Here is a 15,123-nt window from a genome sequence, read left to right as displayed (position 1 = left end):
CCGTTGCAGCTCATCACCTGCCCGCACTGCGGGCCACGCGAAGAAGTCGAGTTCCACTACGGTGCCGCCGCGGGCGTCGCCTACCCCGACCGGCCCGCCGACCTCGACGACGCCGCGTGGGCACGCTATCTGTTTTTCCGCCCCAACCCCATAGGCGCACTGACAGAACGCTGGTGCCACAGCGCAGGCTGTCGGCAGTGGTTCACCGTCCAGCGCGACACCGTCACCTACGCGATCGTGCCGGCACCGGCCGAGGAGACCTCCCGATGACTCAGACCTTCCGCACCCCCTCCGGCGGACGTGTCGATCGCGATACCCCCATCGACTTCGTCTTCGACGGTGCCACGTACACCGGTTACGCAGGCGACTCACTGGCATCGGCATTGCTGGCCAACGGAGTTCGCTCGATCACCAGCAGCGTGATACTCCATCGCTCCCGTGGTGTCACGGGATCGTGGGCCGACGATGCGACCGCGCAGATCGGTGTCGACGCTCCGTACAGCGAACCGATGGTTCCCGCGACAACAGTCGAGCTGTGTCCCGGCCTCGTCGCGCACGGCGTGCCGGGACTGGGCCGCCTGTCATTCGACGTCGACACCGCCCGCTACGATTCGCTGCACCACCATCCCGACCTGCTCGTCGTCGGCGCCGGACCCGCAGGCCTCATGGCGTCACTGATCGCCGCCCGCGCAGGCCTACAGGTCATGCTCCTCGACGAGCGCGCCGAGCCCGGCGGCGCAACACCGTGGGCGCCCTGGGTAGACGACGCCGTCGCCGAGTTCGACTCGCTGCCCACCACCACCCGATTGATCCGAACCACGGCGTTCGGTGCATACGACGACGGGTTCGTCCTCGCTGTCGAACGTCGCACCGACCATCTGGGAACGGACGCGCCACAGCACATCTCGCGGCAGCGCATTCATCGAATCCGTGCCCGACACATCGTCATCGCCGCGGGCGCACACGAACGTCCGATCATCTTCGGCAACAACGACCTACCCGGTGTCATGCTTGCCGGTGCGGCGGCTGACTACCTCCGCCGATACGGAGTACTCGTCGGCACCAGCGCCGTCGTCTTCACCGCCTGCGACGCCGCATACGACGCCGCGTTCGCGTTGGCGCAGGAAGGAGTCGAGGTCCGTGCGATCGTCGACGTGCGCGCCACCGTGTCGACCGATCTCGCCGAACAGGCTGCGGCCTTCGGGATCTCACTGCGTGTCGACGACGCCGTGGTCGAGGCTCTCGGCACCGATTCGGTAGCGGGTGTGCGCCTCCGGGATGGCACGTCACTCGACTGCGACACCGTGCTGGTCTCAGGAGGCTGGAATCCCGCTGCGCACCTGTGGAGTCAACTGCGCGGTCCGCTGACCTTCGACGCCTCAGCCGCAGCCTTTCTACCCACGGGAACGCTACCGACCACTGAGATCGCGGGCGCGGCAGCCGGAATGCTCACCACGCCATCGTGTCTGGCCGACGGGCGTCGAGCAGGGCTATCAGCAGTGCGCGCGCTCGGCGTCGTGGCACCCGAGTTCCGAGCCATTCCGCACGTCGGTGAACGCACCCCGGCCGCGACAGAAGTGTGTTGGCGAGTTGCCGAATCCGACGCTGCGACATCGTTTGTCGATCTCCAGCGAGATGCCACGGTCACCGACGTCGAGCGTGCCGTCGGCGCCGGGATGACGTCTGTGGAGCATGTCAAGCGCTACACCACGATCGGTACGGCACACGATCAGGGCAAGACGTCTGGCATCGTCGCTTCGGGCATCGTCGCGGAGTTGCTCGGCGTCGACGTCACCGACACCGGAACCACGACGTTCCGTCCGCCGTACACCCCGGTGTCGTTCGCCGCCTTGGCAGGTCGCGACCGAGGCGATCGCTACGACCCGGTTCGACGAACCGCGTTGCACGAGTGGCACAGTGATCGCGGGGCGGTGTTCGAGGACGTCGGCCAGTGGAAGCGTCCACGCTTCTATCCACGCGGCGGCGAAGACATGGCATCGGCTGTGCTCCGTGAATGTGCCGCTGTCCGTTCGGGAGTCGGCATCCTCGACGGTTCGACGCTCGGTGTCATCGATGTCGCGGGACGTGACGCCCCCGCCTTCCTCGACATGCTCTACACGAACATGATGAGCACACTTGCGGTCGGCAAGATTCGTTACGGCGTCATGTGTGGCCCCGACGGCATGGTCAAGGACGACGGCACCGTCATGCGCATCGCGGACGACCGTTACACGGTCTACACCACCACCGGAAATGCGGCGGCCATCCTCGACTGGATGGAGGAGTGGCACCAGACGGAATGGCCGGAGCTGCAGGTGTTCACCACCTCGCTGACCGATCACGTCGCCACGTTCCCCGTTGTGGGACCGCGATCTCGGGACGTCGTGGGTGCCGTGTTCGGTGACCTTGACGTGAGCAACGGCGCGTTCGGCTTCATGGACTGGCGCGACACCACTCTCGACGGCGTTCCGATCCGTATCGGGCGCGTCAGCTTCTCCGGCGAGCTCACCTTCGAGGTCAACGTTGCTGCGGAATACGCACTCGACGTGTGGTGTGCACTCCTCGACGCCGGTGAACGCTACGAGATCACGCCGTACGGAACCGAGACCATGCACGTATTGCGCGCCGAGAAGGGGTATCCGATCATCGGCCAGGACACCGACGGGACGGTCACGCCGCACGATCTCGGCATGAGTTGGGTGGTATCGAAGAAGAAGTCCGACTTCATCGGAAAGCGCTCGTTCTCCCGTGCCTCCGACCGTAATCCGTTGCGCAAGCATTTCATCGGACTGCTGCCGACCGATGCGTCGACGGTGTTGCCGGAGGGATCGCAGATCATCACGCACAGTCCGGACGGCACGCTGCCACCGCCACCCGTTCCGATGCTCGGTCACGTCACCTCCAGCTATCTCAGCGCCGAGCTCGGTCGGCCGTTCGCACTGGCGCTCGTGAAGGGTGGCCGGGATCTGGTCGGTTCCCGGCTGTCGGTGCCCGTCGGAGACCGCCTCGTCGAGGTCGAGGTCACGTCACCGGTATTCGTCGACCAGGAAGGAACCCGTCGCGATGGCTGACATCTCGCTCGCACCGCGCTCGCCGCTGAGCGGCCGACAGGTGGCATTCGACGCGATCGCGCCCGCAGTGCAACTCGCTGAAAAGCCAGTGGCACAGGCGATTGTCCGTACCTCCGACGTCGATGCCATCGCACGCCTCGACCTGCCAGGCGTCTGCGAACTACGACGCAGCGACGGCGAGGTCGCGGTCTGGCTCGGCCCCACCGAGTGGCTGCTCTATCGCCAGGGCGTGACAGGCCACGCATTCTTCGACGACGTCGTGTCCCGCGCAGGCGACAACGCTTACGTCATGGATGCGACGTCGCAGCGCACCAGGCTCGTCCTCGGCGGACCCCGCGCTCGCACGATCCTGGCCCACGGTTGCGCAGTTGATCTGTCCGACAACGCGTTCCCACCCGACCGCGCAATCTCGACCCTGTTCGCCCAGACCGGCGTCGTGATCCACCGCAACCAACCCGACGACTCGTACACACTCTTCGTGCGCTCCTCGTTCGCCGACTACCTCGCTGACTGGCTCGTCGACGCCGCGACCGAGTATGTGGTGCCGACTCCCCCAGACACGACGCCCACTGACACGAACTCCCTAACCTGAAAGCCCACTCATGCCCTCGACTTTCACGCTCACCCTGCGGTGTCCCTCCCGCGGCGGGATCATGCATGCGATCTCGTCGTTCCTGTTCAGTCACGGCTGCGAGGTCATCGACCATCGACAGTTCGACGATCCGACAACGCACACCCTCTTCGTACGAACGGAATTCGCGTCCGCTCGCCAATCGAGTGCCGACGACGTGACCCGCGCGTTCGAACATCTCGCCACCGGGATCGACGCCGAGTTCGAGATCCACGATCGCACGCCTACGCGGATCGTCGTCATGGTCTCCAAGCTCGGCCACTGCCTCAACGACCTGATCTTCCGTTGGCGCGCAGGGACACTCGGAGGTGGGCTCGTCGCCGTCGTATCAAATCACACCGATCTGGAGCCGATGGCCACCTCGGCCGGACTTCCGTTCCGGCATCTGCCCGTGTCGCCGGACACCAAGGCCGATGCAGAGGCGCGACTTCTGGCAACGGTCGACGAGTTCGACGCCAACCTCGTCGTGCTCGCCCGATACATGCAGATCCTGTCCGACGAGACCTGCGCGAAGCTGCGCGGCAGGGCGATCAACATCCACCACTCGTTCCTCCCGGGCTTCAAGGGCGCCAAGCCTTACCACCAGGCCCATCAACGCGGCGTCAAGTACGTCGGCGCGACAGCGCATTACGTGACCGCGGACCTCGACGAAGGCCCGATCATCGAACAGGAGGTGATCCGCATCGATCACACCCACGACCCACGCAGGCTCGCCACAGTCGGCAGCGACGCCGAGGCCTTGGCGCTCTCCCGCGCCGTGCGCTGGCACAGCGAGAACCGCGTGCTCATGAACGGAACCAGCACCGTGGTGTTCAGCTAGCCCGCCCCGCCGCCGGTCGAGCGCCCCAACCGCTGGTCGAGCTTGTCGAGACCACCGCCGGTCGAGCCCAACCCGCTGGTCGAGCTTGTCGAGACCACCGCCGCCCGCCGGTCGAGCCCAACCGCTGGTCGAGCCCAACCCCGCTGGTCGAGCCTGTCGAGACCACCCCCACCAAAGGAACCCCATGCCCACTCCCAAAGTCGTCATCGTCGGCGCAGGCATCGTCGGCACCTCGCTGGCCGACGAGCTCACCGCGCGCGGTTGGGCCGACGTGACGGTCCTCGACCGCGGGCCGCTCTTCGCCACCGGTGGATCGACCTCGCACGCACCGGGTCTCGTGTTCGCGACCAATCCGTCGAAGACGATGACCGAGCTCGCGAGCTACACCCTCGAGAAGTTCTCCGCGCTCGAGCATCCCGACGGCTGGTGTTTCAGTCACGTCGGAGGGCTCGAGGTGGCCACCACCGAGGCCCGCCTGGACGACCTCCACCGCAAGGCAGGCTGGGCGGCCTCGCGCGGCGTCGAACATGAGCTGTTCTCTCCCGCAGAGTGTCTCGAACGCCACCCCCTGCTCGACCCTGACCAAATCGTCGGCGGGTTCTTCACGCCGCGCGATGGCCTGGCGAAAGCACTGCGGGCGGCAGAAGCCCAAGCGACGCGGGCAGTTTCACGTGGGGCACGGTTCGTGCCGCACACCGAGGTGATCGACGTCGTCGAAGAGAACGGTGAGGTACGTGGCGTCCGCACCGCGACCGGGGTCGTCGACGCCGACATCGTGGTGTGCTGCACGGGTTTCTGGGGAAGAGAGTTCGGCCGTCGCGTCGGACTCACCATCCCCCTCGTACCGATGGCACATCAATACGCATACACCACGCCGCTGGAATCCCGACACGGCGCCAATTCTGTTGTCGCAGAGGCTTCGCTGCCAATCCTGCGGCATCAGGACCACGACCTCTACTACCGCGAGCACGGTGACCGCCTCGGCATCGGCTACTACGGCCATCGCCCCATGCCGAGCGACGTCAACGCACTCGACTACGACTCGACGGTCTCGCTCGAGGAGATGCCGTCGAAACTGATGTTCACGCCAGACGATTTCGCCGAAGCCTGGGACCAAACCATCACGCTCATACCGGAACTCGCAACCGGAAAGGTCGACGACGGATTCAACGGAATCTTCTCGTTCACCCCCGACGGGCACTCCGTCGTCGGAGAACACCGCGACCTCAAGGGATTCTGGGTCGCCGAGGCGGTGTGGGTCACGCACTCCGCGGGCATCGCGCGCACCGTCGCCGAGTGGATGGTCGACGGCACACCCGCCGTCGACACCCACGAGTTCGATCTGTATCGGTTCGAAAACGCCGCTCTCACAGACGACTACATCCTCACGACGAGTTCGCAGTCGTTCGTCGAGGTGTACGACATCATCCACCCACACGATCAGGTTGCCGCTCCACGAGGCGTACGCACCAGCCCGTTCTACGACCGGCAAGCCGCTTTGGGCGCAGAGTTCTGGGTCGCGAATCTGTGGGAGCGTCCAGCGTGGTTCGAGGCCAATCAGGCGATACTCGACGAACTCGTCGCCGGTGGCATGCAGATCCCGCAACGCGACAACTGGTCCGCGCGCAACTGGTCGCCGATCTCGGTCGCAGAAGCAGCGTGGACTCGCAGTCATGTCGCGATGTACGACATGACACCGCTGACCCGCTACGAAGTCTCCGGTCCCGGAGCCGCGGACTACCTGCAACGACTGACCACCAACAACGTCGACAAGTCGATCGGCTCCATCACCTACACGCTCATGCTCGACGACGCAGGCGGCGTCCGGTCGGACCTGACGGTCGCCCGACTCGGTGCTGATCTGTTCCAGGTCGGGGCCAACGGACCGATTGACTTCGACTGGATGTCGCGACATCTTCCGAACGACCGGAGCGTCACGCTCCGAGACATCACCGGCGCGACCTGCTGCATCGGACTCTGGGGGCCATCCGCCCGCGACGTCCTCGCACCACTGACGCCAACCGACCTCACGAACGACGGCCTGAAGTACTTCCGCTGCGTCCAGACGACCATCGGGTCCGTGCCCGTGACTCTCATGCGGGTCTCCTACGTCGGTGAGCTCGGCTGGGAGATCTACGCCGACGCCGAGTACGGCCGCGGTTTGTGGGACCTCCTCATGGCGGCGGGTGCCGAGTACCGCATCATCGCCGCGGGCCGGATCGCGTTCAACGCACTGCGCATCGAGAAGGGCTACCGATCCGCCGGCGCCGACATGACGACCGAGCACACCCCGGCTGCGGCCGGGCTCAGCTTTGCCGTGAAGTCGTCGAAGCAGGACTTCGTCGGAAAGAAGGCCCTGGACCAGCGGGAATGCACATCACGCCTGCGCACGATCAAGTTCGACGACCCAGCGGCAGTGGTGCTTGGGAAGGAGCCCGTAACCGTCGACGGGAAGGTCGTCGGATACGTCACGAGCGCAGGGTGGTCGCCGACGATCGGCGCGTGTCTGGCGTATGCGTGGCTGCCTTCGGACCTGCCCGATCTCACGGCCGTTGAGGTCGATTACTTGCGCACGTCGTATGGTGCCTTAGTGATCTCGGATCCGGTGGTCGACCCCGAGATGGCTCGAATCAAGCAGTAAGTGTCCACCGCTACCTGCGAAAAGAGGCGCTATGGCGAACATGAATGATGTGCGGAAACGCTACACACTCGACCCGGTGGTGTTCGGTGTGACGGCAGCACTGATCATCGCGTTTCTGATCTGGGGTCTGGTCAAGCCCCACAATCTCACGTCCGTCTCGTCGACCGTTCTCGACTGGATCACCGGCAATCTCGGCTGGCTGTTCATTCTCACAGCAACCGGTTTCGTGATCTTCGCGGTCTGGCTCGCCCTGAGCAAGTACGGGCGCATCCCGCTCGGCAAGGACGGCGACAAGCCCGAGTACCGCACCGTGAGCTGGATCGCGATGATGTTCAGCGCCGGCATGGGCATCGGCCTGATGTTCTTCGGCGCATACGAGCCGCTGTTCCACTTCGTCGAGGCACCGCCGGGATACTCGGCTCGCGACGTGCAAGTCGCAATGGCAACCACCATGTTCCACTGGGGATTTCACCCCTGGGCCATGTACGCGGTGGTCGGCCTGGCCATCGCATACTCCACCTACCGTCTTGGCCGTAGCCAGCTCATGAGCGCGGTTTTCGCTCCGCTGCTTGGCAATTCGGTGAACGGCCCGGTCGGCAAGATCATCGACATTCTTGCGATTTTCGCGACGCTGTTCGGCACCGTCGCGTCACTGGGACTCGGTGCGCTGCAGATCGGTTCGGGCTTGGACAAGGTCGGTTGGGTGAAGAACCCGTCGACCATGGTTCTCGTCGCGATCATCGCGGTGCTGACCGCCGCATTCGTCGCGTCGGCAGTGTCGGGTATCGCCAAGGGAATCCAGTGGCTGTCGAACATCAACATGGTGCTGGCGCTGATCCTCGCGGTCTTCGTATTCGTCGTCGGCCCAACCGTGTTCATCCTCAATCTCCTGCCCACCACGATGGGCGCCTACGCCAACGACGCCCTCGGTTTCTCCGCACGGTCGGGCGCGACAGTCGACGCCGACGGCGAGAGCTGGCTGGCGTCGTGGACCATCTTCTATTGGGCGTGGTGGGTGTCGTGGACCCCCTTCGTCGGAATGTTCCTCGCGAAGATCTCCAAGGGCCGCACCATCCGCGAGTTCGTTGTCGGCGTGATGATCGTGCCAACCGTGGTGTCGCTGTTGTGGTTCTGCATTTTCGGCGGATCAGCCATACGTGAATTCACCGACGGCAAACTGGCTTTCGATCCCGCCACCAGCGCCAGCGAAGACACGCTGTTCGACGTCCTGGCCAACATGCCGTGGACAGCGATTGCCTCCGCTCTCGTAATGATCTTGGTCGCCATCTTCTTTGTCTCCGGCGCGGATTCGGCGTCGTTGGTGATGGGTACGCTCTCGCAGCGGGGCACCCCGGAACCGAGTAGATGGATCACCATCTTCTGGGGTGTGTCCACCGGTGCGGTCGCCGCAGTGCTGCTGGCCGTCAGCGGCGACGACGGGCTCACCGGCATAAAACAGATGGCGATCATCGCCGCGCTGCCGTTCGTGTTGGTGATGGTCGGCATGTGTGTGTCGCTGTACATGGATCTGCGCCGCGACCCGTTGATCGTCGCTCGTGGCCTGCTGTCCGATCGCGTCGACGAGCACATCCGCGAGGAGGCTGTCAAAATCGAGACCAGCGAGTTCGCGGTGCTCGACCCCGAGACCGGCGACCCCATCGCACCGTTCGTCAACGACACCGTCGAAACCATCCCGCCCGCAACGGAAGACAAGAGAACCACGGAAGGCAAGAGAACCGAATGACCCAACCGCTCGCGGGGCTGATCGGCGACCATCAGCTCTACATCGACGGCACGTGGCGCGCCGCCTCCGACGGCGGCGTCCGCGCGCTGATCAACCCTGCGAACGGGACCGAGTTCATCTCTGTCGACGAGGCGAGCGCCGACGACGCGACTGCCGCCGTCACCGCTGCGCGCACAACGTTCGACGCCGGCGAGTGGTCGTCGACGCCGGTCGCCGAGCGGGCCGCACTCCTACGCCGTATCGCCGACCTGCTGGTCCGCGACAAAGCAGACCTCGCGTACATCGAGACGCTCGATACCGGAAAGACGTTGGCGGAGAGCGAGATCGACATCGACGATGTCGAATCGGTCTTCCGCTACTACGCCTCGCTCGTCGAGACGTCTGCCGATCGGGTCGTCGACGTCGGCAACCCCGCCGTCATCAGCCGCGTGATCCGCGAACCGATCGGGGTCTGTGTTCTCATCGCGCCCTGGAACTATCCGCTTCTGCAGATCTCGTGGAAGATCGCGCCGGCACTCGCTGCGGGTTGCACCATGGTCGCCAAACCCAGTGAGGTGACGCCTCTTTCGACGATCGCGTTCGTCAGGCTGTGTGAAGAGGCCGGAGTTCCCGCCGGCGTACTCAACCTGGTGCAGGGTTCCGGTGCCGTTCTCGGTCAAGCACTCACCGACAACCCCGACGTCGACTTCATCTCGTTCACCGGCGGCCTGCAGACCGGCATCGTGATCTCCGAGACCGCGGCCAAGCACGTCACCAAGGTTGCCGTCGAACTCGGAGGAAAGAACCCGCACATCGTCTTCGACGATGCCGACTGGGAATCGTCGGTCGACCAGGTACTCACCGGAGTGTTTCTACACTCGGGTCAGGTGTGCTCGTCGGGCACAAGGCTCATCGTGCAGTCGTCCATCGCCGACGACTTCGTCGACGCGCTCGTCGTGCGCGCTTGCACCATTCGCATGGGTGACGGGCTCGATCCGACGAGCGAGACCGGCCCTCTGGTATCCCAGGCACAGCTCGACAAGATGCACGCCTACGTGGCGTCGGCGAAAGACGAAGGCGCCGTGCTGCGTTGCGGCGGCGGACGGCCAGATCGCGACGATCTCGATCCCGGCGGCTACTTCTTCTCCCCCACCATCTTCGACCACTGCGACCGATCGATGACCATCGTCCGCGACGAGACGTTCGGGCCGATCCTCACCGTCGAACGATTCGAGACCGAGGAGCAGGCACTCGCTCTCGGCAACGACACCGAATACGGTCTGGCCGCTGGGGTCCGCACCTCCGACGCCGCGCTAGGCGAACGGATGGTTCGCGGCCTGCGCCACGGGACCGTATGGCTCAACGACTTCGGCTACTACACACCAGCCGCCGAATGGGGAGGATTCGGCAAGTCCGGCAACGGGCGCGAACTGGGCCCGACCGGGCTAGCGGAATATCAAGAAACAAAGCACATCTGGCACAACACCGCGCCGTCGGCGTCGCGGTGGTTCGGACCGGAATGATCACGCGATGAGGAACAATGGCCACAGAGTCCACGCCGACAACAGCTTCCGAGGCCGACGGCCTCGAATACTTCGGATACAAACAGTCACTCGACCGTAGTATCGGCAAGTTCGCCAGCTTCGCCGCGGGCGTCAGCTACATCTCCATTCTGACCGGAACCTTCCAGCTCTTCTACTTCGGCTTCGGGACCGCCGGACCCGCCTATCTGTGGTCGTGGCCGATCGTCTTCGTCGGGCAGCTCTGTGTCGCACTGTGTTTCATGGAGCTCGCGGCGAAGTACCCGGTCGCGGGTTCGGTGTACAACTGGGCAAAGCGGTTGGGCACGCAGCTGGTGGGATGGTCGGCCGGCTGGTTGATGCTCACCGCATCGATCGTCACCCTGGCGGCCGTCGTGTTGGCATTGCAGCTCAACCTGCCGAGACTGTGGAGCGGCTTCCAGATCTACGGCGACGGTTCCACCGCGACGTCGTACGCGGTCAACGCGGTGATCCTCGGCTCAATCCTGGTCGCCATCACCACTGCCATCAACGCGTGGAGCGTGCGGCTCATGGCGATGATCAACAGTGTCGGCGTCTTCGTCGAGTTGATCGCAGCGGTACTCATCGCAGTCATTCTGGCGTGCAACGTGACTCGGGGTCCGCAGGTCTTCTTCTCCACACATGGCTACGGGGCCGGCGAGAGTGGCGGCTACCTCGGCGCATTCCTCGTCGCGTCGTTGGCGTCGGGCTATGTGATGTACGGCTTCGACACCGCGAGTTCACTCGGTGAGGAGACCGTCGAACCACGACGCACCGCGCCGAAAGCGATCCTGCGCGCAATTCTGGCCTCGTTCGTCATCGGCGGTGCGATTCTCGTCTTCGCGATCATGGCTGCCCCGGACCTCGACGATCCCAAGCTCGGACAACCCGACGGAAGCCTGCAGTACATCGTCGAATCCGTGATGTGGGGACCGCTGGGCAAGATCTTCCTCGTCGCCATCGTCATCGCGGTCGTCGTCTGCTCACTCGCGGTGCACACGGCAGGGATCCGACTGATGTTTGCGATGGCCCGCGACAACGCGCTGCCCTTCGGCTCCCACCTGGCAAAGGTCGACCCGAAGCGCCAGACCCCGGTCATTCCCGCTTTCGTCATCGGGATTCTCGCCATACTGATACTCGTGATCAACATCGGTCAGCCGAAGATCTTCACGGTGCTGACGTCGATCGCGATCATCATGATCTATCTTGCGTATCTCTTGGTCACGATGCCCATGCTGCTCAAGCGTTTTCGCGGTGAGTGGCCGCCGAAGGATCTCGCCGAGGGCGGCTATTTCACGATGGGGCGGTGGGGACTGGCGGTGAACCTACTGGCCGTCGTCTGGGGCATCGGAATGGCGCTCAACCTGGCCTGGCCACGTTCGGCCGTGTACGGCACACCGTGGTTCAACACGTGGGGGGCGTTCGTCTATATCGGTATCATCCTCGGACTCGGACTGCTCTGGTACTTCACCGTGGGTCGTCGAAACATCGGTGTACTGGCATCGCATTCGAGTACCAACGACATCGCCACGGAGGCCGCGCAGTGACTACCTACGACTACGTGATCGCGGGCGGTGGAACCGCCGGATGTGTTCTCGCCGCCCGACTTTCCGAAGATCCCGATGTGACTGTCTGCCTGATCGAAGCCGGACCGAGCGACGTCGACGACCCTGCGATCCTTGTCTTGGCCGACTGGATGCACCTACTCGACTCCGGCTACGACTGGGACTATCCCGTCGAGCCGCAGGAGAAGGGCAATAGCTTCCTACGACACGCCAGGGCAAAGGTGCTGGGCGGATGTTCGTCGCACAACTCGTGTATCGCCTTCTGGCCCTTGGCACAAGGGTTGCGAGACTGGGAGGCAATGGGCGCGAGCGGTTGGGGACCCGAAGCCGTACTGCCCTACGTCGCGCGCGTGGAGAACAACGTCGCCGACGGTACGTACCAGGGCTATCCACACGGACACGACGGGCCTGTCCGGCTGCGCGACGTACCGCCGAACGATCCTTGCGGCCAGGCGGTTTTGGATGCGGCCGCCAAGGTCGGTCTCGACACCGTCGCATTCAACCGCGACGAATGGCATCTCAATGCCGCCGGCTGGCTGCAGATCAACGCCAATGAAGCCGGCGAACGCATGTCGTCGTCGCACGCCTACCTGCATCCGATCCTCGACAAGCGGCCGAATCTGACTGTACTGACGGACAGTTGGGTCAGCGGGATCGTCATCGACGACTCTTTGCGAGCCACCGGCGTCACGTTCCTGCGGCCAGACCTCAGCGGATACGACACCGTCGACGCACGACGTGAGGTCATCGTGACCGCGGGCGCCATCGACACTCCCAAGTTGTTGATGCTCAGCGGAATCGGGCCGGCCGACCACCTCCGTGAGATCGGCGTCGAGGTGCGTGTCGACTCGCCCGGCGTCGGGGAGAACCTCGACGACCACGTCGAAGGTCTGGTGTTCTGGGAGGCGTCGCAGCCGATGGTCAGTGAGTCGACACAGTGGTGGGAGATCGGCCTCTTCGCCACGACACGTGATGGCCTCGACCACTCGGATCTGATGATGCACTACGGCAGCGTGCCGTTCGACATGAACACACTCCGATGGGGCTACCCCACCACGGAGTCGGGGTTCTGCCTCACACCCAATGTGACGCAGGGTCTTTCCCGGGGAACGGTGCGACTGCGGTCGCGCGACTTCCGCGACCGGCCCCGGGTTGACCCGCGCTATTTCACCGATCCCGAGGGCCACGACGAACAGGTGATGCTCGCGGGAATCCGACTCGCGCGCGAGATCGGTGCGCAGAGTCCGTTGGCGGAGTGGGTATCTCGCGAATTGGCGCCGGGTCTCGACGCCGTGACCGACGACGAGCTGATCGACTATATGCACAAGACGCACAACACCGTCTACCACCCCGCGGGTACCGCGAGCATGGGCGCGGCGTCGGACCCCATGGCGGTGCTCGATCCCGAACTGCGGGTGAAGGGGGTGGCGGGTCTGCGGGTCGTCGACGCCTCGGCCATGCCCAAACTGCCCGTCGTCAACCCGAACATCACGGTGATGACCATGGCCGAGAAGTGTGCCGACCTGATCAAAGCTGCGGACGGAAGCCAATGAGCGCTCATCCGTGTCGAGTTCGCCTTGTACGTACACAAGTCGTACGTCAGCGGGAGGCCGAGGAGATTTTTTCTATGGCGGCCCGCTCACGACCGGATTGTGTACGTGCAGATTCGGTAAGTGGCCGGCAGCCTCAACCCAATGGAATCGACAGGTAGGCTCATGAGCATCATGTCCACCGACGCACACGACCACGACAAGACCGCAGGTGGCGCCGTGCAGTCCGTCGACCGCGCGCTGCAGATCATGGAGTTGATCGCCGACGCAGGCGCTGCGGGTATCACCGAACTGTCTGTCGCTCTCGGAGTCCACAAGTCGACGGTCTCGCGGATCGTGGCCTCGCTGGAATCGCGCGGCTTTGTCGAGCAGGCGCCGGGTGGCCGCAAGTATCGCATCGGCTTCACGGTGGTGAGGCTCGCCGGATCGACCACCGCGACAATGGATCTCGCCAAACTTGGCCAAGACGTTTGCGACGACGTGGCCAAGAAGACCGGGGAGACGACCAATCTCGCGGTCCTCAACGCCGCGCAGGCAATCAACGTCGTCGAGTCGCAGGGGTCGTCGAGCGTTGCGTTGAAGACCTGGATCGGCCAGCCGTCGCCCGCGCACGCCACCTCGTCGGGCAAGGCGCTGCTCGCCGGCTTGAGCGAACGAGAGCTGCGCACGCTCTACTCCGACGAGCTGCCCGGCTTCACCAACAACACCATCACGGACCTCGATCAGCTCATCGCCGACCTCGAAGCCTCCTCCGCCCGCGGCTGGGCGCTCGCTGACGAAGAACTCGAAGTCGGGCTCGTCGCCCTCGCCGCTCCCGTCCGCGACAGCACAGGCGCCGTGGTCTCGGCGCTGAGCATCTCGGGCCCGCGTTACCGCCTCGACCCGGCCGACGCCCCCCAACTCGCCGAGGGCGTCGTGCGCGCCGCCGACACCGTCAGCCGCCGCCTGGGCTACCGCGGCTGACGCCGCCACCAGCCGAGCCCCCACTCGCTGGTCGAGCCCCCCACCGCTGGTCGAGCCCCCACCGCCGGCCGAGCCCCCACTCGCCGGTCGAGCCCCCACCGCTGATCGAGCCTCCACCCGCTGGTCGAGCGCTCACCGCTGGTCGGGCCCCACTCGCTGGTCGAGCCAACCCCGCTGGTCGAGCTTGTCGAGACCACCCCACTCGCCGTCGAGCCCCCACTCGCCGGCGGAGCCCCCCGCTGGTCGAGCTTGTCGAGACCACTAAACGGCCTGTGGACAGAGAAATTCGATAGTCGAGCGGTGAGTGCATAGTTGTCGGATGACCGGCTACCTGTACATCCTCGAGTGCTCTGACGGCAGCTTTTACGTGGGCAGCACCCAGAACGTCGAGTCGAGGCTCGAGCAGCACAACAGCGGTCAGGGCAGTCGCTACACGCGCTGCAGGCTGCCTGTACGGCTCGTGTACCAACACGAATGTCCAACTATCGCAGAGGCGTACGCGCTGGAGAAGCGCGTTCAGAACTGGTCCCGCGGTAAGCGGAAGGCTCTCATTGCTGGAGATTATGAGTTGCTGCAACAACTCTCACGCAACCGACAAGACGGGGCTTAGACGCTCGG

General features: G+C 64.6%; 11 protein-coding genes. All 11 read left to right on the top strand.

Annotation, left to right across the window (positions count from 1 at the left end; genetic code table 11):
• Window positions 1-3: 3 nt before the first annotated feature.
• On the top strand, window positions 4-270 hold the full coding sequence (locus tag RND64_RS00850; RefSeq protein ID WP_331436357.1) for a sarcosine oxidase subunit delta: 267 nt from the start codon (window positions 4-6) through the stop codon (window positions 268-270).
• The gene (locus tag RND64_RS00845) at window positions 267-3,071 is read left to right on the top strand and encodes a 2Fe-2S iron-sulfur cluster-binding protein (protein WP_331436356.1); all 2,805 of its coding nucleotides are present in this window, start codon (window positions 267-269) and stop codon (window positions 3,069-3,071) included. The genes RND64_RS00850 and RND64_RS00845 overlap by 4 nt, the downstream gene beginning before the upstream one ends.
• The gene (locus RND64_RS00840; RefSeq protein WP_331436355.1) at window positions 3,064-3,663 is read left to right on the top strand and encodes a sarcosine oxidase subunit gamma; all 600 of its coding nucleotides are present in this window, start codon (window positions 3,064-3,066) and stop codon (window positions 3,661-3,663) included. The genes RND64_RS00845 and RND64_RS00840 overlap by 8 nt, the downstream gene beginning before the upstream one ends.
• A 10-nt stretch (window positions 3,664-3,673) precedes the next feature.
• Complete coding sequence (purU, locus tag RND64_RS00835) at window positions 3,674-4,522, top strand: formyltetrahydrofolate deformylase (protein WP_331436354.1); 849 nt, start codon at window positions 3,674-3,676, stop codon at window positions 4,520-4,522.
• A gap of 184 nt (window positions 4,523-4,706) precedes the next feature.
• On the top strand, window positions 4,707-7,163 hold the full coding sequence (locus RND64_RS00830; RefSeq protein WP_331436353.1) for a GcvT family protein: 2,457 nt from the start codon (window positions 4,707-4,709) through the stop codon (window positions 7,161-7,163).
• A 31-nt stretch (window positions 7,164-7,194) separates the two neighbouring features.
• The gene (locus RND64_RS00825; RefSeq protein WP_331436352.1) at window positions 7,195-8,907 is read left to right on the top strand and encodes a BCCT family transporter; all 1,713 of its coding nucleotides are present in this window, start codon (window positions 7,195-7,197) and stop codon (window positions 8,905-8,907) included.
• Window positions 8,904-10,409 carry an aldehyde dehydrogenase family protein gene (locus RND64_RS00820; protein ID WP_064865332.1) on the top strand — a complete coding sequence of 502 codons (1,506 nt, stop codon included), beginning with the start codon at window positions 8,904-8,906 and terminating at the stop codon, window positions 10,407-10,409. Before RND64_RS00825 ends, RND64_RS00820 begins: the two co-directional genes overlap by 4 nt.
• 17 nt (window positions 10,410-10,426) lie before the next feature.
• Window positions 10,427-11,974, top strand: coding sequence for an APC family permease (locus tag RND64_RS00815; protein ID WP_331436351.1), 1,548 nt, complete (start codon window positions 10,427-10,429; stop codon window positions 11,972-11,974).
• Window positions 11,971-13,545 carry a GMC family oxidoreductase gene (locus RND64_RS00810; RefSeq protein WP_387314173.1) on the top strand — a complete coding sequence of 525 codons (1,575 nt, stop codon included), beginning with the start codon at window positions 11,971-11,973 and terminating at the stop codon, window positions 13,543-13,545. Before RND64_RS00815 ends, RND64_RS00810 begins: the two co-directional genes overlap by 4 nt.
• Before the next feature lie 162 nt (window positions 13,546-13,707).
• Window positions 13,708-14,505 (top strand): IclR family transcriptional regulator, encoded by a 798-nt coding sequence (locus tag RND64_RS00805; RefSeq protein WP_331436350.1) that lies wholly within the window; start codon window positions 13,708-13,710, stop codon window positions 14,503-14,505.
• A gap of 319 nt (window positions 14,506-14,824) precedes the next feature.
• Window positions 14,825-15,115: a GIY-YIG nuclease family protein gene (locus RND64_RS00800; RefSeq protein ID WP_270485166.1), complete on the top strand. Its 291-nt coding sequence runs from the start codon at window positions 14,825-14,827 to the stop codon at window positions 15,113-15,115.
• The last annotated feature ends 8 nt before the right edge of the window (window positions 15,116-15,123 follow it).

Source organism: Gordonia sp. w5E2, assembly GCF_036540975.1.
Taxonomy (GTDB): domain Bacteria; phylum Actinomycetota; class Actinomycetes; order Mycobacteriales; family Mycobacteriaceae; genus Gordonia; species Gordonia jacobaea.
The sequence above is the reverse complement of the archived record's forward strand: the minus strand, read 5'-3'. Positions and strand labels throughout refer to the sequence as shown.